This window comes from Halalkalibacter hemicellulosilyticusJCM 9152 (assembly GCF_000513115.1).
Lineage (GTDB): Bacteria > Bacillota > Bacilli > Bacillales > Bacillaceae_D > Halalkalibacter > Halalkalibacter hemicellulosilyticus.
On the sequence record NZ_BAUU01000028.1, the window covers coordinates 36,336 to 63,260 of the forward strand.

Genomic DNA, 26,925 nt, shown 5'->3' on the forward strand with positions numbered 1-26,925 from the left:
AAATATTAGTGAGAGAAATAACAACGTTATTATTTTGAGGAGGATATGAAATGAAACCGTTTATTCACGATGATTTTATGCTGCAAAATAAGGTAGCGAAGAAGCTATACCATGAATATGCAGCAGGTATGCCTATTTTCGATTTTCATTGTCACTTAAGTCCACAAGAAATCAGTGATAATCATCAATTTTCGACGATTTCGGAGATTTGGTTACATGGTGATCATTATAAATGGAGAGCGATGAGAACGTTAGGGATTGATGAGCAATATGTAACAGGTTCAGCATCTGATGAGGAGAAATTTCAGCAATGGTCAAAAACGGTTCCACATACGATTGGGAATCCGTTGTACCATTGGACACACCTTGAACTGAAACGATACTTCGGAATTGACGAGCTATTAAATGAGCAAACGAGTAAGCGAATTTGGGAAGCGACGAATGAGCAGCTACAACAGCCTGAATTAACAACACAAAGCATTATTGAAAAGTCAAACGTTCGTGGGATTTGTACAACAGATGATCCGACAGATACATTGGAATACCATAAACAAATTGCGCTTAATCAAGACATTAAGACAGCTGTATTGCCTACGTTCCGTCCTGACAAAGCGATCGAAATTCAACAGGATGGCTTCCAAAGCTATATTCAGAAATTAGGAGAATCAGCAGACATCTCGATTCAGCGTTATGATGATGTGCTAAAAGCGTTAGAGCGTCGAATGGATGCCTTTGCTGAAGTAGGATGTGTCGTTTCTGATCATGGACTACAAACATTACCATTCGAATCGGTTACGAAAGAGGAAGCAGATCGTATTTTTGAACAACGAATGAGTGGTGAGCATGTGACAGAGAAAGAAATTGAGAAATATCGTACGTATACAATGGTCTTCTTAGGAAAGCAATATCATCGACGTGGTTGGGTGATGCAGCTTCACTTAGGAGCGATTCGTAATAATAATAAACGAATGTTTCATAAGCTAGGTCCAGATAAGGGCTTTGATTCGATGTACGATTTTGATATGGCCTCTTCACTAAATGGCTTTTTTAATAAGTTAGATTCGACCGATCAATTGCCAAAGACGATCGTCTATAATTTAAATCCGATTCACAATGAGGTGATCGCGACAACGATAGGGAACTTCCAATCATCAGATGCGAGAGGGAAGCTCCAATTTGGATCAGGCTGGTGGTTTAATGATCAAAAGGTAGGTATGGTCAGACAAATGACAGATCTAGCGAATCATGGGTTACTTAGTACATTTGTTGGGATGTTAACGGATTCAAGAAGCTTTCTTTCCTATACACGTCATGAGTATTTCAGACGAATTCTATGTAATGTAATAGGTGAGTGGGTAGAGCTTGGTGAAGCTCCTGAGGATTATACGCTACTTGGGAAAATGATCGAGGACATTTGCTTCCGTAATGCCAATCAATTCTTTGGTGTAGAGCTTGAGCGATAATAAGAATGAGGAGGGACGAAGATGACGGCTGTTGCGGATTATTTGCAAGTACACACAGAGGATAATGTGATTGTTGCTCTGAAAAACTATGAAACTGGCGATCGCATCTCTTTCCAAAATCAAGATATCACATTAAGAGAATCTGTTGAAACAGGGCATAAAATTGCGATTCGACCGATTGAGAAAGGCGAGAACATCATAAAATATGGCTACCCAATTGGTCAAGCTACGAATAGGATTTCAATCGGTGATTGGGTTCATACACATAATGTCGGGACGAATCTATCTGGTACGTTAACCTATGAGTATAAGCCGAAGAGTCTCTCCTTTCAGCCATTGCAAACAGATCGAACCTTCCAAGGCTATGTTAGAGCGAATGGTGATGTCGGCATTCGGAACGAAATTTGGGTGATTAATACCGTTGGCTGTATTAATAAAACGTGTGAAACCGTAGCTAAGACGGCAAATGACATGTATAAAGGCGATAATATTGATGGTGTTTACCACTACCCTCATTTATTTGGCTGTTCACAGCTTGGAGATGATTTGCATAATACGCAAAAAATCTTAAGTAATTTAGTTCATCATCCGAATGCAGCGGCGATTTTAGTGATGGGGCTAGGCTGTGAAAATAATTACATTGAGTTTTTTAAGCAAGTGCTAGGTGATTATGATGAAAAGCGGGTTCATTTTATTGAAGTGCAGCAGGTTGATGATGAAATTGAAGAAGGATTAGATGCAATGGAAGAGCTTGTTGCTTACGCAAAAACATTCAAGCGTCAGCCTGTCCCAATATCGAAGCTGAAGGTTGGCTTGAAATGCGGCGGCTCTGATGGCTTCTCAGGAATTACAGGCAATCCGTTATTGGGAGCATTCTCAGATAAGTTAATTGCCCATGGAGGCTCAACGATCTTAACCGAAACGCCAGAGCTATTTGGTGCAGAGCAAATTCTTATGGAGCGCGCACAGGATGAAGGTGTTTTCCGTCAAGTGGTCGACATGGTTAATGGCTTTAAAGAGTACTTTATCAAGCATGATCAAAATGTGTATGAAAACCCTTCGCCAGGGAATAAAAAAGGTGGGATTACAACATTAGAAGAGAAGTCACTCGGTAATGTTCAAAAAGGTGGGTTTGCACCGGTTGTCGATGTGCTTGATTACGGAGGGAGAATGAAGGAAGCGGGCTTGACCCTCCTTGAAGGACCAGGAAATGACCTAGTTTCTGTAACCGCATTAGCTGCATCTGGTGCACACATTGTCCTCTTTACAACAGGACGGGGAACGCCGTTTGGTGGACCTGTTCCAACAGTGAAAATATCAACGAACACAGCGCTTTACAATAAGAAGAGAAGATGGATTGACTTTAATGCAGGGCAATTAGTCGAAGGAAAGGATAAGGACGAATTAACGGATGAGTTTTTTGACTATATTGTCGCGCTTGCATCAGGTGACGTGCAAGCAAACAATGAAAAGTATGGCTTTAAAGAGATTTCTATTTTCAAAGATGGTGTTATTTTATAGAGGGAAGGAGTGTGGAAGATGAAGACATTGACGAAGCGGCTATTGGAAACGGAAGGCTCACAAAATGCTGAATATGTTGAGCTTGATCAGTTGCCAGAAAAGGTTCTTCAGTTTGGAAAAGGTAATTTTCTTCGTGCTTTTGTTGATTGGCAAATTCATCAGCTGAATAAGCAGCATTTGTTTAATGGGAAAGTGGTGATCTATCAGCCTTCCCCACACGGACAGTCAAAAGCGTTCTTAGAGGATCAGGATTTTCTATATACAGTCGTTCTTCGTGGGATTGAGAATGGGAAGAAGGTCGATACGAGTGAAGTGATTTCCTCTGTTTCACGTTCATTAGCCTATGATCAATGGTCGTATGCTTTGGAGCTTGCGAGTTCAGAAGAGCTTGAGCTCATTGTTTCGAATACGACGGAAGCTGGAATCACATATGTAGCGGAAGCTCCACCAAACAAGGAGGACATTCCAAAGTCGTTTCCGACAAAGCTGACGATGTTCTTATTTGAACGTTATCAACGCTTAGGTGAGAGAGAGGCCCCAGGTCTTACGATTTTACCTTGTGAGTTAATTGAGCAAAACGGAACAAAGCTCAAGGAATATACGATAAAATATGCGCGAGATTGGCAATTACCTGAAAGTTTTATAGAGTGGATTAAGAATAAGAATACGTTTTGTAATACGTTAGTTGATCGAATTGTGACAGGATACCCTCACGATTCGATAGAGGAATATCGTGAGCGGTTAGGGTATGAGGATAAAGGGTTAACTGTTGGAGAACCGTACCATTTGTTTGTTATTGACGGTGATGAAGCTGTTCAACGTGTGTTTCCATTAATAGCAGGACGTCTGAATGTGAAGTGGGGCGATATTACGCCATATCGTGAAATCAAGGTGAGGCTGTTAAATGGTCCGCATACGATGATGTTCTCAGTCGGTCACTTATATGGTTTAAAGACGGTACAAGAGGTTATGGAAACGGAAGCAACACGTCAATTTGTTGAAGCGGCTTTTCGTGAAATTAAACAAGTAGTGAGAGGTGATGAGCAAGAGAAGGAAGCCTTTATTGCGAGTGTAAAGGAACGCTTTCTCAATCCTTATAATCACCATCATTTATTAGATATCGGGTTAAATGCTGTTAACAAATTTAAAGCGCGCTTACTACCTACATTGAAGCGCTTTGTAGAGGAAAAGGAAGAATTACCTCAATCCATTGTTTTTTCGATGGCGTCATTGTTTCTTTATTATAAACCAATTCGAAGAGAAGAAGATGGACTAATAGGATTGAGTAACGGTGTCGAGTATAAAATGAAAGAAAATGATGACGTTCTATCATTAGTTACACAAGCGTGGGAGCTTTATGATAAGGGCGGTAAGCTTGCAACGGTTGTTTCTTCATTATTAGAAGCTGAGCATGTCTGGGGCGAAGATCTATCACGATTACCTGGGTTGCAGGATGCTGTTACAAATGACCTTCAAAGAATGCTAGAAGAGGGAATGAGTAGCAGTCTTGAACATTTGTTAAACACTTGTAAAAGAGCAGAATGAAAAGGATAAGAAGAGCAGAGGTCGAATAAAGATTAAATAGGAAAATAAATAACGAAACCATAACAACGTTGTTAGATGACAATAAGGAGATGGAAGCTATGAGAAAAAAATACGTATTAATTGGAACGGGTGGAAGAGCAGAGTTCTTTTACGGGGCATTAGCAAAGGATTTTAAAGAGACTGGGGAATTAGTTGCTTTTTGTGATGTGAACCAAACGAGAATGAACTACGCGAATAAGCTATTAGTTGAAAAGTATGATCATCCTGAAGTAAGAACTTACTTGAATACAGAGTATGAAAAGATGATCAAGGAAGAACAGCCTGACTTTGTCATCGTGACAACGGTAGATCGTACACATCATACGTATATTATTCAGGCGTTAGAATTAGGATGTAATGTCATAACGGAAAAGCCGATGACAGTTGATGCAGAGAAATGCCAGGAGATTATTGATGCTGTGAATCGTACAGGGAAGGAAGTTCGCGTAACGTTTAATTACCGTTATGCGCCACACAATACAAAAATTCGTGAGCTCATCCGTGATGGTGTGATTGGTGATGTGTATTCAGTTAACTTTGAATGGGCACTTGATACGCAGCACGGAGCAGATTATTTCCGTAGGTGGCACCGTGATAAGAGAAACAGTGGTGGCCTGCTCGTCCATAAGTCGACTCACCATTTTGACCTTGTGAACTTTTGGTTAGGAACGGAGCCAGAGACCGTTTATGCGAACGGTGGATTACGTTTCTACGGTAAGGAAAATGCTGAAGCTCGTGGTGTGAAGCATTTCTATCAACGTGCTCACGGTAGTGAATATGCGAAGGACGACCCGTTTGCGATCCAGCTAGAAGACAATGAACATTTAAAGGCGATGTATTTAGATGCTGAGGGCGAGGATGGCTATCAGCGTGATCAAAGTGTATTCGGAGATGGCATTAACATTGAAGATACACTTGGCGTTATGGTCTGTTACAAAAATAAGGCAATCTTAACGTATTCGTTAAATGCTTATTTACCATGGGAAGGGTTTATTATTTCCTTTAATGGTAGTAAAGGGCGGATTGAAGTGAAGGTAAGAGAACAGTCTTACATTAACTCAGGTGGCGAGAAGTCGGATGAAGGAGCAATTGAAGAGAAGGCCATTACTGTGCTGCCTATGTTTGGTCAACCTTATGAAATAGAAGTGGTTGAAGGTGAAGGTGGTCATGGTGGGGGAGACCCTGTATTGCTTCAAGATATATTTGGCGAGCCAGGTGAGGATGAATTCCAACGAGCAGCCTCCCATATAGATGGAGCGAAATCAATCTTAACAGGAATTGCTGGCAATATTTCATTGCAAACAGGTCATGCAGTTAAGGTAGATGAGTTAATTAAATTATAGCTTTTTTTGATAGTGAGAAGACAGCATATAAATAGCGGTCTCCAGCCTATCGACTGTCTCGTTTTTGCGAGACAGTCGATAGGCTTTTCTAGTGGAGAAGCCAGTATCAATTAGTCTTCAATTTTCTTTAAAGTAAGCAAATATGAGGCGACTTATAGGCATTTCTCTATCTTATGAATGGAAACGAGACTAAGGTGGATGACTCTCAAAGGTATCTTGTTTAAGATCAGAACAATTTTATACTAACATTATTTTATTCAATAAGTATGATAAAAAAGTTTGTTTACAAAAAATTAACAATTCTTATCATGAAATTAATGGATGTGGAAGGTGTAGGTCTATTAATCTATATAGAGAATAAGACTAATAGACTATATAGTGGGTTGGGGGTTCAAACGAATGAAACGAATATTTCATAAGTTGAATAGGCAAGCTTCGTCAGTATCGATTCGCCAAAAGTTGTTAACTATTTTTATCACGATTCTTTTATTATTTAGTTTGACGTTTATCCTTCAAATTGTTCAAGTGTTAGACGTAGAAGAACAAATAAAAGAGATGGCTAATAGTACAGAAGATGCTATTCTCCTCTCTTCTATTAATTCGCTTATGAAGGAGAAATATATATTAGTAAATGAATTTGTTGAACGTGGTGGTTACGTTGAGCCGGCGCTAGAACAAGCAGAAGGAGAGCTAAGTGAGTTGTTTATTGGATTAGAAGCTAGTAGTCAATCTGATATTCAACATTTGATTTTAGAAAAAAATAATGAATTTAACGAGATTGTCGATCAAATTTATGAGGGTACCGGTAGTACGATGAGCCATATGTCAACACTTTTTCTACATATTCAAGATATAGATCAAACCATTTTGAATTTCTCTGAAGAAGTATTAGCAGCGACAGAGACAAATAGGACAAGGAGCATGGAGACGATTCAACAGTCTCTTCAATTGTTTGTTGTCACATTTATTATCGCAACTGTTGTTGGAGTAGGTTTCATCTATATTTATAGTAGAAGGCTGAATAGACGTTTACATGCCGTTGTAAACATCACCGATGAATTAAGTCAGGGAAATTTAGCTATTCATAAGCTTCCTGCCCATTCGACCGATGAAATAGGACGATTGAGCCTATCGATTAATGACATGCTAGAGCAGTTGAAACGACTTGTTCAGCACATTGCTGAGTCGTCGCATGAAGTAAAGAATTCTTCAAGTATATTAAGCAATCATGCTTCCGAATCACTACAAGCGTCTGGAATGATCTCTCATTCGATGAAAGAAATACTTGCGGGAACAGAAGAGGTACTACGAACCTCGCAAAAAGATGAGAGTCACATTCAAGAGTTGTCGTATATAGCAAGAGAAGTGAAGGATTACATGATGATCGTTGATGAAAGAACGGAGCAATCTAAGTCCTTAACAACGAATGGAATTTATAAGATACAAGCTGCTAAACAACAAATGACCGACATATATGAAAGAACGACTAGTTCGGTTACAATGATTGAAGAATTAGATAAGAAGTCTAAGGAGATCACGTCGATCTTGAGTATGATTACATCTATTTCCGAACGGACGAACTTGCTAGCGATTAACGCATCCATTGAAGCAGCACGTGCTGGGGAGAATGGTAAGGGCTTTGCCGTTGTAGCAAGTGAAGTTCGTCAGTTGGCTGAGCAGTCAGGAAATGCAGCAAAGAAAATTGCTACATATGTTGGTGATATACAAACAGATATTACAGAGTTTGTTACGGTTATAAGCTCTAGTCATCAATCGGTTCATCACGGTTTGGGATTAATGGATGATGCTTCGTCCATTTTCACATCAATCACTGAGGCGGTTGAAGATGTTTCAATAAAGGTTCGGGAAACGACGTCTGCGGTGACGACGATTGATGAATCAATCGTCCGACTGCATCTACGTATGAGAGATACAACGAAAACAATTGAAGAGAATGCCCACTTTGCAGACCAAGTAGCAGCTTCTACTCAGCAGCAGCATCAGGCAATGACTGAAGTGACTGCAACATCAGATTCTTTATCTAGTATGGCATTAGAGCTTGAACGAGCAGTACAGGCTTTTAAAAGGTAAAAAGAAAACTCCTTACTCATCATATTTTGATGAGCGAGGAGTTCTTTTTAGGCTATAGTACCGATTTAAAAAAGTCATATTTTTATAAAAAATAGTCATCACTTTCGAGTGAAAAGTCACAATCTTTCATAATCATATAAAAGTACGGTTTATTTTTATTATGATGAATGTTAGAAGAATGCTTGAGAAAGGGGTGGGTGCAATGCTAAATGAGCAACCAACTATCCTCATTATTGACCATGAAGTACACGTTCATCAAATTGTAAAGGCTTCGCTAGAGCAAAGTGGTTATCAAATTAGGAGTTGTTATTCTGGGAAACAAGCGATATCCGAGGTTACCAAATATCAACCGGATCTTATTTTAATGGAGGCAGCCTTACCTGATATAGACGGGCTCTTTATTTGTCAGCAGCTCAGGAAAACGTTAGATATTCCTATTCTTTTTTTAAGTGTAAAAAGTGAAGAAACCGATAAAATTGTAGGACTAACTGTTGGAGCTGATGATTATATTTCAAAACCGTTTGGAACAGGGGAGCTCATTGCCCGCATAAAGGCACATATTAGGAGAACGATGTTAGATGTGATGAAAGAAAAAATACCAAATTCGTATAGACCTGAAAATAAGGTGATATCCTATCATTCAATGACTATTGATGAACAGCGTTGTGAGGTGATGTTAGAAGGGCAATTTGTTGAATTATCTTCGAAGGAATTTAAGATTCTTGTTCTGTTCGCTAAACATCCGGGAAGAGTATTTGAGCCAGAGGAAATCTATCGTCTTATTTGGGGTTGTGATGGTTTAGATGATTTTCGTACAGTAGCGGTTCATATTAGTACGCTTAGAAAGAAGCTTGAGAAACAAGGGGCGTATCGAATGATTCAGAACATTAGAGGATTAGGATATAAGCTTGAGCTAAGAGAAAGTAGAATTCCGAATGAAACTTAAAGGTTCTTTATTATAATATAATCTCAATTTTAAGTTTTTTTTAAGTGAGGTTTTTATACTATAAATAAGCATAGCAGTCGTGCTTATGCTTTGGGGGATTTCTAGAAAGGGACGTGATTGATCGTGAATTCAATGGAACAGCTAGTTGATTTCCTAGAGGTTGTACGTCATGATATTCGGTTGAAGCAGAACGTTCAAGCTTTACTAGAACAAGGGAAGGAGGTGTTTGTAGAAGGACTTGTGACGTTGGCAAACAATGAGTATGGGTACTCATTGGATAAAGGTGAGGTTATGCGTATTATTGAGGGTGAGATAGAGGTTGCTTTTAATAATTGGCATCAACAGTATATAAATTGTAAATAAGGAATGAACGTTATTAAGTCTCAAAAGAGCGATTTTAAGGCTCGAGGGGCTTTTTTATTTGGAGAAGTTTTCCCCCATTACTTTGTACAATTGACCAACTAAAATTAAAATACCATTTTAATGGAACTTTAATTTTCATTTAATTGGATTTAAACCTAGAATGATAAGGTTTAGATGAAGGTAAAGAGGAAAGTAGGGGGAGTGGGTGACGTGCTTGCTTCATTAGAAAAATGTCAGTTAGTACTGAAAGCGAGTTATTGTGAGTTGTTGAATGAAACACTTTTTAAGCGGACTATAGAAGATTCAACTTTTTTATACAATAGATGGATTGATCGTGAAGAAAAAAAGGCTTCTCATAAGCCGATGGAAGCACTTGATTTGCACTTAGATGAACGTGCAAATCTATGGAATAGTGGAGATTTGGAGCAGCTTTTTTTAGAGGAAGCTGAATCGATTTTTAAGGAAATATGGCACAGTAGAATGGGAAATGGTGACGACGAAATGACATGGGTTTTCAAGCAGCGGGGAGATTCGAACGATAAAATAATACGGTCTACTGGATGGGATTTATTTGAGGGACGTACCGGTATTGCTCTGTTCTTTGCTGCATTATATGCGATTAATCGTGATGAGTTAGTGAAGGAAGCGGTTAAGAGAGTGTTATCCCCATTACTGGAGGACATTCAATCTGGAGTAGGAACGGATCAAGAAACGATTTCATTAGGTAAAGCATATGGAATAGCAGGGATTGTTCAAGCTCTTTTTTTCGTTGGAGAGTATGTCGATGAAAAGAGTTATAAAGAAAATGCGTTGTCTCTCCTTTATCAAGTAACTGTATTGAACATTCAGTCTGATCTGCTTTTAGATATTTTAGAGGGAACAGCTGGATTATTGTCCGTTGTATCTGATTTATACGCTCAAACGCAAGATAAGAATATGATCTCATTAGGCAATGTTTTAGCAGAGCATCTAATGAAGTGTCGAGTTGAAAGTGAGTTAGGTGTTAAAGTCTGGTTATCTAATAGTAGAAATCAGCTATTAACAGGGTTTGGTCATGGTATTTCAGGGATGGCACATGCCTTGTATAAATGGTATAGGATCACAGGACATCTTCCTTATAAAAAAGCTGCTGAAGAGGCGTTACAATATGAAGGTTTGACGAGCGAGGGGGAAGAAAGTAGTTGGCTTGACTTTAAAGACAGGAGTCATTTTGATACGCTGGAGCAACCATTTATGGCAGGTTGGTGTAGTGGTGCCCCTGGAATTGGTTTAGCTCGACTTACGATGTTTCAAAAAGCTGATATAAGCTTCCAACGGGATTTGAAAAGAGCTCTAGCATTTACGGAATGGTCTTCCGTGCAAGGTGTTGACCATCTCTGTTATGGAAATGCAGGGCGATTGGACTTTTTATTAGAGGCGTCAGTTGTGATGAATAATGATCATTTATTTCATACTGCAAGGCAGAAGCAAAAGTGGGTCATAGAACAGAAGCGAGTACGAGGTCATTATGTACTAAATAGTCTGGAAGGTGGACGAAGCTTTTATCCCTCTCTATTTCAAGGGCTATCAGGAATTGGCTACGTGATGTTACGTTGTATAAACGCAAAAAAGATTCGAAGTATTTTAACATAGAAAGTAGAGGGGGAGAGGGTGGCTAAAAAGGATAACAAATATGATATAAGTGAAGGTCATTTGTTTCATTATGTGAAACATGATGAATTTCACTTAATTTTCGGAGGGGACGAGCAACACGCGATTCAAGTATGTTCACATTGTAATTCTCGAATCGCTGTACAAGGGTTAAATATTTGTGGTGTATGTTATCGGCGTGAACACATAAAACGAATTTAGAGGCTCTAAAAGCTTTCCATAGAATTAGAAAGTATACAATTTGAGGTAGGAAGCCGAAGAAGTTAGCGGGATAATTCAATGAAGAGTGTTGGCTTCGGTCGTTTCACATTTTTATGAATGAACCCCACTTTCATAAAAACGAAACCCCGTTGTAACGGCTCCGGGCAATGTTAATAAGAAAGAGGCCGCTACCGTGGTTTTTCTTATTCAACCTAGCGGCTACTAGTTGACCAAACAAAGTGCGATGTATATTGTGAATAGTAAGAATAAAAGTGAAAGGGGTGGCGATATGGAATATACAGATCAGATGAAAAATAGAGTGAAGCGTGTAGAGGGGCAAGTTAAGGCAATATTAAGAATGATGGAAGAAGGAAAGGATTGCAAAGATCTTGTTGTTCAAATGACAGCGGCCCGAAATGCTTTAGATCGAACAATAGGTGTCGTTGTAAGTACAAATCTCGAATCTTGTGTACGAGAGCAAGTTGAAAAAGGGGAAGATACAGAAGTGTTGGTTCAGGAAGCGGTTAATTTACTAGTCAAAAGTAGATAATTTCAATTATTTCAAATAGGAGTGAGCGATAAATGAGTGTGACTGAGCATAAGAAGGAAGCACCTAAAACCGTTAATTGTAAAGTCATTACGGTTAGTGATACGAGAACTGTTGATACAGACAAAAGTGGTACATATATAAAGGAATCATTATTAAATCACGGGCATATAATTGCTGATTATGAAATCGTTAAAGATGAGCAAAGGGAGATACATGACGCTATAATAGAGGGCATTCAAGCTGATCATATTGATGCGGTTTTATTAAATGGAGGTACAGGAATTGCGGATCGTGATGTAACCATTGAAACGGTTAAGGCACTCATAACAAAAGAAATCGTTGGATTTGGTGAATTATTTAGAATGTTAAGTTACACAGAGGATATCGGGCCTGCTGCGATGTTAAGTCGAGCCATTGCGGGAGTGAGTCATCATACGGCTATCTTTGCTATGCCTGGTTCTAGTGGTGCGGTAAAGTTGGCAATGGATAAATTAATTATTTCGGAGCTAGGTCATGTTATGAGAGAAATACGTAAGGATATGTGACGAGAATATTCTTGTTTAAGGATGTCCCAAAGAAAGGAGTAGACCTTATTGGAACATCCTTGTTTTATAGAGGCCGCTGAAAAAGTGTGATTTTCACTTTTTCAGTGGCCTTTAAGTAATGTGCGTAGCCGTTGCCCGAATTTTGAAAGCCTTGCTATGAGTGGGTTTCTCATAGCAAGGCGCGCGACGAGCGGAGCCATTACTCTTCTTTGAGTTACTAGAAAGAACTTTTTCAGTGCTCTCGTTTTATATGCTTTGTTCACCACTATGATTGGTTCGCTATTATAAGAGGATCCTCATGCCGTTAAAGGTTCAAAATCGTTACAAGAGAGCCTAATGTGAAATGGAGGTTCCACTATTTGGCTAAAAAGTGTTCGGGACACACTGAAAATAGAGAAATAGCGGCATGAAAGACCGTATAAAGGCTGAAATCGGTAAAAAGAAGCAAATAGAGGAATGAGGAACCGCTAGTTACGAGGGCACCAAAAAAGGTATAAACCAAATTTTTTCAGTGCCCTTCTGCTTCGTGGTTTTCTTAATCAGAATTAGCTCGATCTGTCATTCGCCAATTGATTAAACCGATGATCATGAAGATGATGAATAAAAATATATACACGCGTGTAGACCAATTACCGATTCCGGTAAAAGCAAGGAATAGCCATAGAAGAGAAGCGATAAAAAACAAAACACTACCTACAGGCATTTTATTCATATAGAAAAAACTCCTTTCATTAAGGGTACTAAAAAGTACAAATCATCTTTTTCAGTGCCTGGCCTTTCACCTCTTTTCTCGTTAGTTTCTCCACCTTTAAGCGAAATAACCTTCACATTGAAAAGAGAATGTATCGTTTTATATTGAACGTTGTTGCATAGTCCGTTATAATTGATATTCATTATCATTTGTAGTCATGTAGAGATAGAAAATATGTGAGGAGTGGGGAAATGATTAAACGGTTTTTCTCCTATTATCAGCCTTATAAAGGCTTATTTATATTAGATTTTTCGTGTGCTGTATTTGTTGGATTACTAGAGCTTGCGTTTCCTCTTGCGGTAAACCTAGTGATTGATCGATTATTGCCATCGGGTGATTGGTCAGTCATTTTTTGGGCTTGCTTTGGTCTGTTGTTGATCTATGCTCTGAATACAGGTATGCATTATATTGTTACATATTGGGGACATATGCTTGGAATAAATATTGAGACAGATATGCGGAGGAAATTATTTAAGCATATGCAAAAGCTTTCTTTTAGCTATTATGACCGAAATAAAACGGGTCATTCCATTTCGAGGCTAACAAAGGATTTAGAGGAAATTGGTGAGGTCGCTCACCATGGTCCGGAGGATGTTTTCGTTGCTGTTATGACGTTAGTTGGGTCGTTTATATTAATGGTCACGATCAATTGGAAGCTTGCTGTTATTTCGTTTTTAGTGATCCCACTTTTAACGTATTGTGCGATTTATTTTAATAAAAAGATGACTAGGACGTTTCGAAAGATGTTTAATGACGTGGGTGAGATTAATGCACGAGTAGAAGATAGTATTGGTGGGATCCGTGTCGTTCAAGCATTCGCGAATGAGAAGCATGAACAAAAGCAATTTGCTGTTAATAATCATCGTTATCGTAAGACGAAGCTGCAATCTTATAAAATTATGGCGCAAAATGTAACAGCAAACTATATGTTCATGCGTATTATTACGCTATTTACGTTATTATTTGGATCGTTCTTTGTTATTCGTGGAGAGTTAACGAATGGAGAATTTGTCGCTTTTATATTGTTAGCAAACATTTTATTAGGGCCGATTCAGAAAATTAATGCGGTCATTGAGAGCTATCCTAAAGGGATTGCTGGGTTTAAACGATACACAGAAATTTTGGATACGGAGCCTGACATTGAAGATGAACCAAATGCCAAGGATGTGATTTTGCAAGGTGATATTTCATTTAACAAGGTGACGTTTGGCTATGAAGGGTTGACTCCCGTATTAGATGGTATTGATCTAACCATTCAAAAAGGAGAAACCGTCGCATTCGTTGGGCCTTCTGGCGCTGGGAAAACGACGTTGTGTAGCTTACTGCCAAGGTTTTATGAAGTGACGGATGGAGAGATCATGATTGATAACGTTCCTATTCGTGAAATGAAGTTGGATTCATTGCGAAGTCAAATTGGTATCGTCCAACAGGATGTGTTCTTATTCTCTGGAACCATTCGGGAAAATATTATGTACGGTAACCTCGATGCAACGGAAGAAGAAATTATGGAAGCGGCGAGACAAGCGCAGCTAGAATCATTTATCGACGCTCAGCCTGATGGCTTAGATACAGTCATTGGCGAAAGAGGAGTGAAGCTTTCAGGTGGTCAGAAGCAACGACTTTCGATTGCTCGCATGTTCTTAAAGAACCCGCCTATTTTAATTTTAGATGAAGCGACCTCTGCCCTTGATACGGAAACAGAAATTGCGATCCAAAAGGCATTAACACGGTTATCTGAAGGGCGAACGACATTAGTGATTGCTCATCGATTAGCAACAATTAAAAATGCGAATCGCATTGTTGTTGTCACTCAGGATGGTATAGTAGAACAAGGAAGCCATGAGGAGCTATTACAACAAGGTGGGAGCTATAGTCGGTTATATGAAGCGCAATTTGGACAAGAGCGTGTTCAAGTTTAGCTTCATTCTAGATTAAAGGAGTTAAGAAGATGAAGGAAAGCGACGTACTCATTATGACTTCAGTAGAAGCAGAGAAACAGGCAATTGAAGCAGGCTTAGGAAGAAATGAACGATTTCATGTGAAGCTGGCAGGAGTTGGTCCAGTTGAAGCAGCGGTTGCAACTGCGTTAGAACTGTCAAAAGGTTCCTATCAATATGTACTGAATATGGGAATTGCCGGTGGCTTTGAAGAACGGTCCTCAGTCGGGTCTATTGTCATTGCTTCGAGACAAATTCTTGCAGACTTAGGAGTGCAAACGGATGAAGGCTTTCAAAAGGTAGAATCACTAGGTTTTGGTCAATCAACACTAGTACCAGACCAAACGTATGTTGATAAATTAACTCGTTTTGGGAGTCATTCAAATATAAGCATGCAAGTGGGCGAAATATTAACATTATCGACGGTAACAGGTACAGCAATGCGAACGATTGAATTAAAGAAACAATATCCTGAAGCGGCTGCTGAAGCGATGGAAGGGTTTGGCGTTGGTTTAGCGGCGAGCAAAGTAGGGATACCGTTTATGGAAGTCAGAGCTATTTCCAATGTGGTCGGTCCACGGGATCGTGATGCATGGCGCATTGCCGATGCATTGCAAGCATTAAAGGAGACAACTCAATATATAGCGGAGGTATTATAACATGAACATTGCGTTTTCCCCTTGTCCGAATGATACATTTGTCTTCCATGCATGGGTGCATGGGTTAGTCGTAGGAGCTCCAAAGCTTGAGGTGACGTATGCTGATATTGATAAGACGAATTATTGGGCCGCAGAGAGAACAGGTCCAGAAGTAATGAAAATTTCATATGCAGCCTTACCCTGGGTTCTTGAGGATTATGCTCTACTTCCTTGCGGAGGAGCATTGGGAAGAGGCTGTGGACCGCTGTTATTAACGGCTGAGCCTTCAACAGACCCTAAGCAATTACAAGGAGCTACAGTAGCGGTTCCAAGTGAACGCTCAACGGCTTATTTGCTATTTCGTTTATTTGCTGCACAGCAAGTTCATGGGGGGGTAGGACAAGTAGTCGTCATGCCTTTCCATGAGATTATGCCAGCTGTGCGTGATGGTAAGGTTGATGCAGGGTTAGTCATTCATGAAGCAAGATTCACTTATCAAAACTACAATTTGCACATGCTAGTTGACCTTGGAGATTGGTGGGAGAAGGATACAGGACATCCCATTCCATTAGGAGCCATTATTGCCAAACGGTCGCTTGATAAAGAGGAGGTAACGAACTGGATTAGAGCCTCCGTCCAAGAAGCTTTTAAGCACCCTAATCAATCAGCAGAATATGTTGCTACACATGCTCAGGAGATGTCTAAAGCTGTGACTGAAGCCATATTCGATTGTATGTGAACGATTATACGCTCGATTTAGGGGAGTCTGGCTACGGTGCGGTTGCCGAGCTGTTAGGAAGAGCAATGCAGGAGCAATTAGTACCTGAATTTGATTTATCTTTACTTAATGCATGAAAGAGAGGATTCCCAAGGGGCAAACAAACCTTTTGGAATCCTTTTAACTTATCTCCTTGAACTTAATGCACTTTGCGCTAGAAAGGTAATATAGGATTCATCTCGTACGAGCCAAGCTTGATAACGGCGTTTGATATAGGACTCGCCTTCTGAAAAAGTTCCAAATGTTTTGTATGGTGTATGGTTATGTTCTAACATCCAATTTTCATGATAAGGATAGAGGTAATAGAGAGAGCCATCCTCTGAACGATAGAGTGTCCCATTTTCTGATCCTTTTACATTATGTTTATTATGAATAGGATCAACATGTAGAGGATTTCGTGAAAAGGCATCTTTAACAAAGGCCTCAAAAGCTGAGTCGGTTAATGTTGCACCCGCCGCTTTTGTATGACCGCCCCCTTCATATTGTTCAGCTACCGTTGATACGTCTATGTGGTCATGAATCGTGCGAAAACTCATTTTACGTTGCCCGACATTTAAAATGGCAATGTAATCTAGGTGTGGACACTCCTTTCCTAGCTTATTTCCTAGCTCGGAATGGTATGCTTCTGCATGGACGATACCGACACATTTTTCTCCGAGCATCATTTGTACTAGTTCACGGCGCTTGCGCTTAATATAGCGAGTGATCTTATCCTCTTCGATATCGAGAATTTTGTCTTCGAAATCATCAAATTGAAAGCTGTTAGATGTATGTAGTCGTTGTACCATCCTTTTTTCAAAATCATCGATTGGCAATAGAAAAAATAAATCATTCAACCGTTTTGAACGGAAGTTTTCGTTGCGATCCCATTCCAAGTGTCCCATTGACGTACTAGTTCGACAAACTCATCGAGAGCTTGAGACCGCTGTAAGTAATCCGATTTTATTAAGAAATCGTAAAGTAAGGATGTAGCAGATGCAAGCTTATCTTCTTCGTGAGCTATCTTAACGTGCGCCCACGAATGATCGTTGAGGTGTAAGGCTGTTTTGTGATGATCGATCAGTTGGGCACTTCCTCCTAATTCTATAAATGTATGGATGCGTTCTTCATTTTCGCTATTCATAGATAAATCAGTAACCCATAATGGATCAGTTGTTTTTGCTGTTTCAAGGTGCTGTTGGATTTTTTGATCCAATCGTTGGATAGATACATATTGAATTTCTACGTTTGAACCAAAGGCTAGTCGGGCTAATATCCCACAGCTAACACCATCAAGGTCATTATGAGAATATAAATAGTGCATGTTTTCATTCCTCCTTATGTCTCTAGTATGAAGCAAATGGTATAAATATAAAGGTATTATTTAAAAAATGGTAAAGCAAATGTAACGTTATAGCAGTCGATAAAATGGTATGATGGAAATAGACTGGTTGAAGTAGATTGGAGGAAATAAATGGATACGGCAACAAAGCGAATAAATGAAGTAATTGAAAATATTGAGCGAGTCGTTGTTGGGAAAAGAGATGAAATTAAACTTAGCTTGGTGGCCATGTTTGCCGGGGGGCATGTTTTGCTTGAAGATGTGCCGGGTGTAGGGAAAACGATGATGGTCAAAGCGATTGCGAAATCTTTAGGGGCTGAGTTTAAACGAATTCAATTTACTCCTGATCTCTTGCCATCGGATGTGACAGGAGTTTCAATCTATAATCAACATACACAGCAATTCGAATTCCGCCGAGGTCCAGTTATGTCTCATATCGTGTTAGCGGATGAAATAAATCGTACATCACCAAAGACTCAGGCCGCTTTGTTAGAATCTCTTGAAGAAGGCAGTGTAACCGTTGACGGGGAAACAATTAAATTGGACAAGCCTTTTTTTGTTATGGCCACTCAAAATCCAGTTGAGTATGCTGGAACGTTTCCTTTGCCAGAAGCACAGTTGGATCGCTTTTTACTCAAATTGAAGCTAGGGTATCCCGATGAGCTAGAGGAATTTGAGGTTCTGACACGTGTTCAATATGAGCACCCCCTTGATCAATTAGAATCGGTCATGACTACACAAGAGGTGTTAGCGATTCAAGAGGATGTGCACAATGTGTTTGTGAGTGACGATGTGAAAGAGTATATTGTCGAGCTTGTACAAGCAACGAGGAAAAATCGACTCGTTGAACTTGGGGTGAGTCCTCGTGGGACAATTGCGCTTATGAAGGCCGCACAAGCATTTGCATTTATAGAAGGTCGTGAATTTGTTATTCCAGATGATATTCAGTATTTAGCTCCATTTGTTTTAGCTCATAGGTTGATTTTAACAGATGAAAGCAAAATGACGAACAAATTAGAGGAACAAGTCATACACCAAGTGCTTGAGCAAGTGCCTGTTCCGGTGATAAAACGAAAGGTTCCACAATAATGACTCGTTGGATGAAAGCGGCATTTAAGTATGTTTTTCTTTCTATCATCATTGGTGCACTATTTGCCTATGCGATGTTTCAAGGTGGCTTTGTGAGTTGGTATTTATTCTATAGTGTTATAACAATTATTGTTTTAATGATTGTCGTCACTCTGTTTCCTTTTAAAGTGAAGCAAATACGGCGAGTCATCTCTAATGAAGCGGTGGAGGCGGGAGGGGCTGTTGATGTGACAGTCAAAGTTGAAAAATACCCATTTCAGCCCTTCTTTTTCGTAAGAATATTCGATGAACTTCCTGAACAATTAAAGCAAGAGGATACACCTGGAGCGTTATTTTTCTTTTCGTTTCAAAGGACATTGTCCTTTACGTATACGATTAGCAATTTGGAGCGTGGTGTGTACCGTTTTGGAGAGGTGAAGTGTAAGTTAGGTGATCTGTTCGGTTTATTAGAAGTAGAACGAACGTTACAAGGTGGCGAAACAGACATTCTTGTGTATCCATCTTTTCGCTATTTCCGTAGCTTACCTCCAGTTGCTAAGCATAGAGAGAGAGAGGCCAACGTAATCGCACTTCTCTCCAAGAAGATCGATCTCTTGCCGGTGTGAGGCAGTATGTTCCGGGGGATCGGTTAGTCAGTATTAATTGGAAGCAAACAGCAAGGTCCTCTAACCTCATGACCAAAGAATTTGAATCGTTTCAAGGTGAAGGTGCTTTACTCGTCTATGATTCCTTTTCAGAGAGGTCAAGTCATCGCATGTTTGAACAATCGATTGAATTAGCGACGTCTCTATTAGCGACGCTTATTAGAAAACATTCATATGCTCGTTTTTATATTCGGAAGGATAGATGGGAAGCGATAACGGTTCATCAATCAATGATCCCTGCTTTACAAGCGCTTGCTTATGCTGAGCCAAATCGTAAACCTATTGAAGCTATTGACGGAGTATATCGAAAATGGAGCGGAATGCATATTTACTATGTTTGTGCAGAGCTTAATCAAGCTTTGCTAGCGGCATGTAGAACGCTCCAAGCTCAACGAGTAACGATGACGATATGTACTGTAGCACTTACAGGAACAGAACAGAGAATAGTAAATGAACTAGAGACATTAGGTGTAAAAGTGGTTGAAATTAGCTAACAGGAGGAGAGAGTTTATGCGCTCAAATAGAAAAACACTCGATTTAAGCAGAGACTTTCTTCTTTACGGATTAAGTTTTTTATTATTAATGGAATGGCTTTTGCCGCTTCCGTATGTAACTGATACAGGTTATATTCATATTTTTGTGTTGTGTACAGCTGTGTTTTTCTTTATTACGTTTTTACAATTACCTGTTGGGTTATCGGTTTTAATGAAAATTGCGATCGTCTTTTATGGCTTGTTTTTAGTGTTCTTTCAAGACCAATTTTTTTCGTTTGAATGGGTAGCTGCTATTCTTGAAGATGTAGCCTTAAATATTAGCTACATGATAGGCGGTAGCTGGTATGCGCTAACGGATTTATTTCGTAGTTTGCTATTCTTTGTCTTGCTAGCGATTATGAGCTATTTATTATTTTATTGGATTGTGTATGCACGGCGAATGCTTTTTTTCCTTATTTTCACTGTCATTTATGTAGCGGTTATCGATACATTTACGGGGTATGATGCGACCTTTGCTATTGTTCGTACGTTTTTTATTGGTTTTCTTTTACTAGGACTTGTGACGATGTATCGATTCATTGAACAAGAACGATTGCATGCTGCTTCTACTATGCTACCTGCTAGGCTAGGAGGGGTATTAATTACGATTCTTGTGTTAGGAGGAGTATTTGGATTTCTTTTCCCTAAGCCTGAGCCTCAGTGGACTGATCCTGTTCCGTATGTTCGAGCAGCAGTAGGATTAGAGTCAAGGAATGAGCCTGTTCAACGGATTGGCTACGGTGATTTTGATGAACAGCTAGGCGGGGGGTTCGTTGATGATCATACGACGGTGTTCTTTGCGGCTGTAACAGAGGAGCATTATTGGCGAGGTGAAACGAAAGATCATTATACGGGGAGAGGTTGGGAAACGACAACTCCAGAAGGTATGAAGAATCCGCTTTATCGCACAGAGAGAGAAGGAGCTATTTCAGTTAATCCATTAAGCACAGAAATAGCTTTTGAAGGTGAAGAATCGCGTTTTGATCATATTTTTTATCCAGGTGATTTCGTTGAATTAACGAGCCATGACACGATCGATGTCGTTGTTGATCAATATACGGAACGAGCAAATACACTTAGGGAAGATGAAGCGATTGCTTTGACACGCTATCGATATGATTACGTGTATCCAAGCTTCCATGTGGACGTATTGCAAGCAACCAATGAAGAAGATCCAAATGATATCGTGGACTATTATACGCAACTGCCTGATACATTACCTGATCGTGTACGTGAATTAGCTGAGGAAATTGTTGCAGATGAAGACAATCGTTATGATCAAGCAAAAGCGATTGAAGCATATTTCCGTCTATCCGATTTTGTCTATGAAACAGAAGACGTTCCCGTTCCTAGTAGTGGACAGGACTATGTTGATCAGTTTTTGTTTGAAACGAGAAGAGGCTATTGTGATAATTTCTCGACTTCAATGATCGTGATGCTTCGAACACTTGATATTCCTGCACGTTGGGTGAAGGGGTTTACTCAGGGGGCGGAGGTCGAGCAATTAAGTCAAGGTCGTTCGGTCTATGAAGTGACAAACTCTAATGCTCATTCCTGGGTCGAGGTATACTTTCCAGAGGTTGGTTGGGTGCCGTTTGAACCAACACAAGGCTTTGCTAATATGTATGATTTTCTTGAAGTCGATGATGAAGAAGAAAGCGAGATGGACGAAGAAGATCCGTTAGATGCAACAAGTGAAGAGGAAGAACTAGAGGAAGACGAGCACGAAGAGGAGTTGGAAATAGAGGAGGAAGAAGATCCAACACAAGACTTCGGAACAACGTCACACAATTGGACGATTCCAGGCGGTCCGTGGATTCTTTTTGGACTCCTACTATTGTTGGGCATTGTCATGATTATGAAGAGGAAGAGTGTGGTTTTCTTTATTCTTCTAAAAAGGTATGAGAAAGCGACAAATAAAGAAGCGTTTGTACCTGCTTACGAGCATCTTCTATGGTTACTACGGTTTATTGGATATCATCGACAATCTGGTGAAACGCTAAGAGCCTATGCGAGAAGAATGGATGATCAATTTGTGACGGATGAAATGGAAGCTATGACAGAGGAATATGAACGTATTCTCTATGGTGAAAATTCAGAGCGTTCGAGTTGGCTTGAGCAAAAAGCACGTTGGTTAGCTTTTGTGAAAAAAATGAATTCTTGACCAAGATATAGTAGGTTGATAAAATGAATCAGTATTTAACGTTGAAAAGAGACCTTCGTATATTTGTTAAGAAAGGTTGTTCAAATGTACAAGGCATAAATAATCATGATAAATAACTTCAGAAAAAAGGGTGGGTCAGGATGAGTGAATTAAATCAAGAAATGATCGTTGTATTAGATTTTGGTGGCCAATACAACCAGCTCATTACACGTCGAATTCGTGATTTAGGTGTGTACAGCGAGTTGAAGACGAACAAAATAACTGCAGAAGAGATAAAGGAATTAAATCCAAAGGGGATTATTTTCTCAGGTGGACCTAATAGTGCATACGCCCAAGGGGCTCCTCATTGTGATCCTGCGATCTTTGATTTAGGAATTCCGATATTAGGTATTTGCTATGGAATGCAATTAATGACACAGCATTTTGGTGGAAAAGTGGATGCAGCAGACCATCGAGAGTACGGAAAAGCGACGATTAACATTCAAAATCAATCGGCTTTATTTAAAGGATTACCGATTGAGCAAACAACATGGATGAGTCATGGTGATCTTATTTTGGCACCACCTCCAGGCTTTGTCGTTGATGCATCTAATCCGTCATGTCCGGTGGCAGCGATGAGTAATGAAGATCAAAAGTTCTATGGTGTGCAGTTCCACCCAGAAGTACGTCATTCGGAGTTCGGTGATGAAATGCTAAAGAACTTCGCCTATGAAGTGTGTGGCTGTGCAGGTGATTGGTCAATGGGAAATTTCATTGAAGTCGAAATCGAGAAAATCCGTGACATCGTTGGTGATAAACAAGTTCTTTGTGCATTAAGTGGTGGTGTTGATTCTTCTGTTGTGGCTGTTTTAATACATAAAGCGATTGGTGATCAGCTTACATGTATGTTTATCGATCACGGTTTGCTCCGTAAAGGGGAAGCGGAAAGTGTCATGGAAACGTTCAGTGAAGGCTTTAATATGAATGTCATCAAAATTGATGCTAAAGACCGGTTCCTTGGGCGTTTAAATGGCGTGTCTGATCCTGAAGAAAAGCGTAAAATCATTGGTAATGAATTTATTTATGTGTTTGAAGAAGAAACAAGCCAATTAACTGATATGGATTTCCTTGCACAAGGGACGCTATACACAGATATTATTGAAAGTGGAACAGATACGGCTCAAACGATTAAGTCTCATCATAACGTAGGTGGTTTGCCTGAAGATATGAAGTTTACTTTAATTGAGCCGCTTAATACGTTATTTAAAGATGAAGTACGTAAGCTAGGGTCTGAGCTAGGCATTCCAGATGAAATTGTTTGGAGACAGCCATTTCCTGGGCCAGGACTAGGCATCCGCGTTCTAGGTGAAATAACGGAGGATAAATTAGAGATCGTTCGTGAATCTGATGCGATTTTACGTGAAGAAATCAAAAAAGCAGGACTTGATCGTGAAATTTGGCAATATTTCACCGCGCTCCCGAACATGAGAAGTGTCGGTGTCATGGGAGATGCAAGAACATACGACTATACGGTTGGGATTCGTGCCGTTACATCAGTAGATGGAATGACCTCTGATTGGGCTCGTATTCCGTGGGATGTACTTGAAATCATTTCAACACGTATTGTTAATGAAGTGAAGCATGTGAATCGAGTGGTGTACGATATTACGTCTAAGCCTCCTGCGACGATTGAGTGGGAATAGTATAAAACAAGAGCCTAGACATTGGAATATCAGTGTCTTAGGCTTTGTTTTTTATTTTTGGTACCCTTTTTGGTAACCATCACTAGAGTAATTATAGATTAGTTATAACAGAGTGTTTTTTTAAGTAAACGAATTCTGGCAATAGCAACGATGAAGCAATGTTAACTTCTTCGTTATAGACTTTGAAATGGAAACAAGCTGTGAAACCGCCAGCACACTCGATTTCTAACCCGTCTATAAATACTAGCTTAGACTCTCGGACTTCAGTCGTTGGTTCTGGAATCAACATTATGCGATTAATATAATGCCAGTCAAAAGGAGGCTGGATACTCTTGAATATTTCATGATTTTTATTTACTGAATCAATCATTTTAAATTGCTTTGTCTCAATATCCAATAGCCCAATAGAAATATTTTTTTAAAATAATATTTCTCTGGCACGTTTTCCTCCAAAATCTGCCACGAGGAAGATACGTCTTCTTCTTTGAGGAAGTGTGGGCTTTCCCCAATATCGGGACTCCAGAAGTAGGCATTGGAATTTCGGTATCTGTGAACGACTCCAGCACGGCTTTAAAATCCAACCTGTTGTTTGATGAAAAAGCTCCCATGACGTTTTCCCAAACAGCGATAACTGGATATGTTCCATTCGTTGCACACCTCATTTCTTCTATGATTCGTATCGCATGATAGAACAAACTGGATTGACTTCCTGCAAGACCTTCTCGATTTCCGATATTTGATAAATTCTGACAGGGTGAACCAAATGTAATAATATGAACAGGCGGTATTTTTCCACCATCTATTTTTGTAATATCCCCGAGATGAAGCATGTTAGGGAAATGCCCTTTTGTAATAGATACAGGTGCTTTCTCTATCTCACTTGCCCATGTTGGTATAATTCCAAAACGAGAAGCGGAGAGGGGGAAGACACCTATTCCATCAAAAAGACTTCCTAGTGTAATAGCTGTCATAGATAATCATCCTTTTAATCAGTAGATTATTCCTTAATATTATCTTTTGGAGGAAATATTTATAAAGCACACATTTATAAATAGTACCCATCGCTTTAACTACTCCTTTCAATTCTAATTCCATAAGTGTGAAAAATCCTGATAAACAGTGGCTTTAAATAAATGAAAAACAAAAAAGAGATACTGTTTTTACACAATATCTCTTTCCTTCTTCATTCCCTCTAGAGGATGGCGGGATTTTGGCGGGGAACCTATTCATTTCTAATTGTTTTATCCATTTTACGTACCATCGAAATGCGGCAAGTCAACGTTTTCACTTCAAATGCTTTTAGGTTTTGCTATTCTTGTAATATTTATATTGTAAAGTTTCTTGAAAGACTCTTCATGCTCAATGTCTAGATCGTCAAATTGTATAAAAAGTTTATTTTTTGCTCGACTCATAGCAACATAGGAAATCCGTTGTTCTTCATTATTAGTTAAATCAGGCTGTAAAAGAAAATTAATAGTATCTTGATTGCCTATAACAAATACATTTTTGAATTCCGCACCTTTGGCTTTGTGAATAGTAATATGATCACTTGTATCTTCAATGATGTTTACACATATAGCCATGTTACTATAAGAAGTATTTTCATAAAAATCTTTTATCTGTCCCTTTTTAAAACCAGTAAGCTTAATGTCTAAAGTACTGCAAACTACATTGTAAAAGTCCATTAATGTACCATCACTATATTGCTCATAGAAATTCATCATATTGGATAGGGAATAGAGGGCTAGTTTTTTAGGATTATTTTTATCTTTATAAATCCAATCGATTATTTTTATAGCATCCTTATACTTAGTATTTTTAGCTAATTCAGTTGCTTTAATAAATTGAAAAATAGTATTCCTTCTTTGACTATTACTATCAATTCCTTCAAATTTTTCTATTAGCTTTCTATCAAAATCCTTACCTTCTATTTTCAATTTCATTGCGTTAGAAGTAATATTATCTCTGGACAAGGAAGTAAGTGGCTCACTATTACAACTGTTAGCTGCCTTATTATAAGTTTGATTCCGATCTCCAATCAAAATTGAAACATCAATATCTTTAATGTCCCTACATGACTCTTGATGAATGTCTTTTCTGGTACTATTTAAAAAAGTAACTATTTGATGTGAGCTCCTATGATTTTCTATAATGGTATGGGAATTCATTGGTTCGACTTTGAAATTTTCAAATAAGGAAACTTGTGCGCCTTGAAAACCATAAATTGCCTGTGCTTTATCGCCAATAACTCCTACGATACAATCTCTCTTTCTTATCTCGTCTATAATAAAAGCTTGTATTTGACTAGTATCTTGAAATTCATCAATAAAAAAATAGGGGTATTTGGCACGTAAAACTGTAAGGATAAATGGATAATCTCTAATTAAAACATGTGAGAAAAATAATATATCATCATGATCAATTATCCCATTCTTCCAATATATTTTTTTATAATTTAATAATTTACTTTCCAATATATTTAAGTTTGCCTTATTTATTCCCATTATATTTCCACTCTTCTTATCAATTGCTTTAGCTTTGGTATTATCACAAACAAATTGTATATCGTTATTTTTATAAGCGGATTTCATCGATAAAAGCCAGTTTTGTAGAGCTTTATTTAGAGTAGACATGTTTAACAGTTGTTTTTTAGTATTGGGATGTTTTAACCCTTTGAAATCCCCGTTTTCTAACCATTCGCGTACGTATTTGTTAATCACAACTGGGTCATTATGGCCATTTAATTTTCGTATACAAACTTCATATTCTTTTGGTAAAAAAGAACAATATGGTTTAACTACATTTCTATACAAAAAGCTGTGTATTGTAGATACATCCACTCTATTTGAGACACTTTTTCCCAGCCTTTGTAAAACTGTTTCAACAGCTGTATTTGTATAAGTAATACAAGCAATCTTTCTCATGCGTTCGAGCCTTTCAGAATTTTGTATTACATTTTTGATATGATTTACCAAGAATTCAGTTTTCCCTGCACCAGGACCAGCTTCTACCTTAAAATCATGTTCTATTTCCAATTTCGTCTGAGCATCAATAATCATATTATTCACACACCCATTGAATTGCATTTGCTATATATTCTGGCACTATAAAATCTTGATATTCATCCTGTT

Annotated in this window: 21 protein-coding genes and 2 pseudogenes; 19 read left to right on the plus strand and 4 right to left on the minus strand. The window is 38.9% G+C overall.

Going from position 1 to position 26,925, the window contains the following annotated elements:
• Positions 1-50: 50 nt before the first annotated feature.
• From uxaC to JCM9152_RS16390, 11 genes are all read left to right on the plus strand, one after another.
• On the plus strand, positions 51-1,463 hold the full coding sequence (gene uxaC, locus JCM9152_RS16340; RefSeq protein ID WP_035346319.1) for a glucuronate isomerase: 1,413 nt from the start codon (positions 51-53) through the stop codon (positions 1,461-1,463).
• A 21-nt stretch (positions 1,464-1,484) separates the two neighbouring features.
• A complete protein-coding gene (locus JCM9152_RS16345) occupies positions 1,485-2,984 on the plus strand; it encodes a UxaA family hydrolase (RefSeq protein ID WP_035346322.1) in 1,500 nt (499 codons plus the stop codon).
• Between the two features lie 18 nt (positions 2,985-3,002).
• On the plus strand, positions 3,003-4,529 hold the full coding sequence (locus tag JCM9152_RS16350) for a tagaturonate reductase (RefSeq protein WP_035346324.1): 1,527 nt from the start codon (positions 3,003-3,005) through the stop codon (positions 4,527-4,529).
• A 98-nt stretch (positions 4,530-4,627) separates the two neighbouring features.
• Positions 4,628-5,911: a Gfo/Idh/MocA family oxidoreductase gene (locus JCM9152_RS16355; protein WP_035346326.1), complete on the plus strand. Its 1,284-nt coding sequence runs from the start codon at positions 4,628-4,630 to the stop codon at positions 5,909-5,911.
• A gap of 399 nt (positions 5,912-6,310) precedes the next feature.
• Positions 6,311-8,002, plus strand: coding sequence for a methyl-accepting chemotaxis protein (locus JCM9152_RS16360; protein WP_035346327.1), 1,692 nt, complete (start codon positions 6,311-6,313; stop codon positions 8,000-8,002).
• Between the two features lie 202 nt (positions 8,003-8,204).
• Positions 8,205-8,948 carry a response regulator transcription factor gene (locus JCM9152_RS16365; protein WP_035346329.1) on the plus strand — a complete coding sequence of 248 codons (744 nt, stop codon included), beginning with the start codon at positions 8,205-8,207 and terminating at the stop codon, positions 8,946-8,948.
• A 123-nt stretch (positions 8,949-9,071) separates the two neighbouring features.
• Entirely contained in the window at positions 9,072-9,311 is a 240-nt protein-coding gene (locus tag JCM9152_RS16370) for a hypothetical protein (RefSeq protein WP_148296532.1), read from the plus strand.
• Positions 9,312-9,521: 210 nt separating this feature from the next.
• A complete protein-coding gene (locus tag JCM9152_RS16375) occupies positions 9,522-10,943 on the plus strand; it encodes a lanthionine synthetase LanC family protein (protein ID WP_035346333.1) in 1,422 nt (473 codons plus the stop codon).
• 18 nt (positions 10,944-10,961) lie between these two features.
• Positions 10,962-11,162, plus strand: a complete 201-nt coding sequence (locus JCM9152_RS16380; protein ID WP_035346335.1) for a hypothetical protein — start codon at positions 10,962-10,964, stop codon at positions 11,160-11,162.
• A 289-nt stretch (positions 11,163-11,451) separates the two neighbouring features.
• Positions 11,452-11,712 carry a metal-sensitive transcriptional regulator gene (locus JCM9152_RS16385; RefSeq protein ID WP_035346337.1) on the plus strand — a complete coding sequence of 87 codons (261 nt, stop codon included), beginning with the start codon at positions 11,452-11,454 and terminating at the stop codon, positions 11,710-11,712.
• 32 nt (positions 11,713-11,744) lie between these two features.
• Complete coding sequence (locus JCM9152_RS16390; protein ID WP_035346339.1) at positions 11,745-12,257, plus strand: MogA/MoaB family molybdenum cofactor biosynthesis protein; 513 nt, start codon at positions 11,745-11,747, stop codon at positions 12,255-12,257.
• A gap of 535 nt (positions 12,258-12,792) precedes the next feature.
• Here JCM9152_RS16390 and JCM9152_RS22705 read toward each other — a convergent pair.
• Positions 12,793-12,969: a hypothetical protein gene (locus JCM9152_RS22705; protein ID WP_156315003.1), complete on the minus strand. Its 177-nt coding sequence runs from the start codon at positions 12,967-12,969 to the stop codon at positions 12,793-12,795.
• Between the two features lie 230 nt (positions 12,970-13,199).
• Between JCM9152_RS22705 and JCM9152_RS16395 the strand changes: the two genes are divergently transcribed.
• The 3 genes and pseudogenes from JCM9152_RS16395 (at position 13,200) to JCM9152_RS16405 (ending at position 16,438) form a co-directional block, all read left to right on the plus strand.
• Positions 13,200-14,927, plus strand: a complete 1,728-nt coding sequence (locus tag JCM9152_RS16395) for an ABC transporter ATP-binding protein (RefSeq protein WP_035346341.1) — start codon at positions 13,200-13,202, stop codon at positions 14,925-14,927.
• Between the two features lie 29 nt (positions 14,928-14,956).
• Positions 14,957-15,604 (plus strand): futalosine hydrolase, encoded by a 648-nt coding sequence (locus JCM9152_RS16400; protein WP_035346343.1) that lies wholly within the window; start codon positions 14,957-14,959, stop codon positions 15,602-15,604.
• A 1-nt stretch (position 15,605) separates the two neighbouring features.
• A pseudogene (locus JCM9152_RS16405) lies at positions 15,606-16,438 on the plus strand (1,4-dihydroxy-6-naphtoate synthase).
• 48 nt (positions 16,439-16,486) lie between these two features.
• Here the strand turns inward: JCM9152_RS16405 and JCM9152_RS16410 are convergent.
• A pseudogene (locus tag JCM9152_RS16410) lies at positions 16,487-17,664 on the minus strand (DHH family phosphoesterase).
• Positions 17,665-17,814: 150 nt separating this feature from the next.
• On the opposite strand from JCM9152_RS16410, the gene JCM9152_RS16415 reads away from it, so the two are divergent.
• The 5 genes from JCM9152_RS16415 to guaA all read left to right on the plus strand — a co-directional run bounded on the left by JCM9152_RS16415 (position 17,815) and on the right by guaA (position 23,794).
• A complete protein-coding gene (locus JCM9152_RS16415) occupies positions 17,815-18,771 on the plus strand; it encodes an AAA family ATPase (RefSeq protein WP_035346345.1) in 957 nt (318 codons plus the stop codon).
• Positions 18,771-19,376, plus strand: a complete 606-nt coding sequence (locus JCM9152_RS16420) for a DUF58 domain-containing protein (RefSeq protein WP_035346347.1) — start codon at positions 18,771-18,773, stop codon at positions 19,374-19,376. The genes JCM9152_RS16415 and JCM9152_RS16420 overlap by 1 nt, the downstream gene beginning before the upstream one ends.
• Entirely contained in the window at positions 19,373-19,909 is a 537-nt protein-coding gene (locus JCM9152_RS16425) for a DUF58 domain-containing protein (protein ID WP_081728088.1), read from the plus strand. Before JCM9152_RS16420 ends, JCM9152_RS16425 begins: the two co-directional genes overlap by 4 nt.
• Before the next feature lie 16 nt (positions 19,910-19,925).
• On the plus strand, positions 19,926-22,112 hold the full coding sequence (locus JCM9152_RS16430) for a transglutaminase TgpA family protein (protein ID WP_035346351.1): 2,187 nt from the start codon (positions 19,926-19,928) through the stop codon (positions 22,110-22,112).
• 140 nt (positions 22,113-22,252) lie between these two features.
• A complete protein-coding gene (guaA, locus tag JCM9152_RS16435) occupies positions 22,253-23,794 on the plus strand; it encodes a glutamine-hydrolyzing GMP synthase (RefSeq protein WP_035346354.1) in 1,542 nt (513 codons plus the stop codon).
• Positions 23,795-24,180: 386 nt separating this feature from the next.
• Here guaA and JCM9152_RS16445 read toward each other — a convergent pair whose 3' ends face one another.
• Positions 24,181-24,765: a DNA cytosine methyltransferase gene (locus JCM9152_RS16445; protein ID WP_235715740.1), complete on the minus strand. Its 585-nt coding sequence runs from the start codon at positions 24,763-24,765 to the stop codon at positions 24,181-24,183.
• A gap of 318 nt (positions 24,766-25,083) precedes the next feature.
• The gene (locus tag JCM9152_RS16450) at positions 25,084-26,853 is read right to left on the minus strand and encodes an ATP-dependent helicase (RefSeq protein WP_035346358.1); all 1,770 of its coding nucleotides are present in this window, start codon (positions 26,851-26,853) and stop codon (positions 25,084-25,086) included.
• Between the last annotated feature and the right edge of the window lie 72 nt (positions 26,854-26,925).

Excerpts from the sequence above, each read along its gene's own strand:
- JCM9152_RS16345 (WP_035346322.1), top strand. The coding sequence starts at position 1,485 with ATGACGGCTGTTGCGGATTATTTGCAAGTACACACAGAGGATAATGTG.
- JCM9152_RS16390 (WP_035346339.1), top strand. The coding sequence starts at position 11,745 with ATGAGTGTGACTGAGCATAAGAAGGAAGCACCTAAAACCGTTAATTGT.
- JCM9152_RS16430 (WP_035346351.1), top strand. The coding sequence starts at position 19,926 with ATGCGCTCAAATAGAAAAACACTCGATTTAAGCAGAGACTTTCTTCTT.
- JCM9152_RS16360 (WP_035346327.1), top strand. The coding sequence starts at position 6,311 with ATGAAACGAATATTTCATAAGTTGAATAGGCAAGCTTCGTCAGTATCG.
- JCM9152_RS16355 (WP_035346326.1), top strand. The coding sequence starts at position 4,628 with ATGAGAAAAAAATACGTATTAATTGGAACGGGTGGAAGAGCAGAGTTC.
- JCM9152_RS16365 (WP_035346329.1), top strand. The coding sequence starts at position 8,205 with ATGCTAAATGAGCAACCAACTATCCTCATTATTGACCATGAAGTACAC.
- uxaC (WP_035346319.1), top strand. The coding sequence starts at position 51 with ATGAAACCGTTTATTCACGATGATTTTATGCTGCAAAATAAGGTAGCG.
- JCM9152_RS16400 (WP_035346343.1), top strand. The coding sequence starts at position 14,957 with ATGAAGGAAAGCGACGTACTCATTATGACTTCAGTAGAAGCAGAGAAA.
- JCM9152_RS16395 (WP_035346341.1), top strand. The coding sequence starts at position 13,200 with ATGATTAAACGGTTTTTCTCCTATTATCAGCCTTATAAAGGCTTATTT.
- guaA (WP_035346354.1), top strand. The coding sequence starts at position 22,253 with ATGAGTGAATTAAATCAAGAAATGATCGTTGTATTAGATTTTGGTGGC.
- JCM9152_RS16415 (WP_035346345.1), top strand. The coding sequence starts at position 17,815 with ATGGATACGGCAACAAAGCGAATAAATGAAGTAATTGAAAATATTGAG.
- JCM9152_RS16445 (WP_235715740.1), bottom strand. The coding sequence starts at position 24,765 with ATGACAGCTATTACACTAGGAAGTCTTTTTGATGGAATAGGTGTCTTC.
- JCM9152_RS16350 (WP_035346324.1), top strand. The coding sequence starts at position 3,003 with ATGAAGACATTGACGAAGCGGCTATTGGAAACGGAAGGCTCACAAAAT.
- JCM9152_RS16450 (WP_035346358.1), bottom strand. The coding sequence starts at position 26,853 with ATGATTATTGATGCTCAGACGAAATTGGAAATAGAACATGATTTTAAG.
- JCM9152_RS16420 (WP_035346347.1), top strand. The coding sequence starts at position 18,771 with ATGACTCGTTGGATGAAAGCGGCATTTAAGTATGTTTTTCTTTCTATC.
- JCM9152_RS22705 (WP_156315003.1), bottom strand. The coding sequence starts at position 12,969 with ATGAATAAAATGCCTGTAGGTAGTGTTTTGTTTTTTATCGCTTCTCTT.
- JCM9152_RS16385 (WP_035346337.1), top strand. The coding sequence starts at position 11,452 with ATGGAATATACAGATCAGATGAAAAATAGAGTGAAGCGTGTAGAGGGG.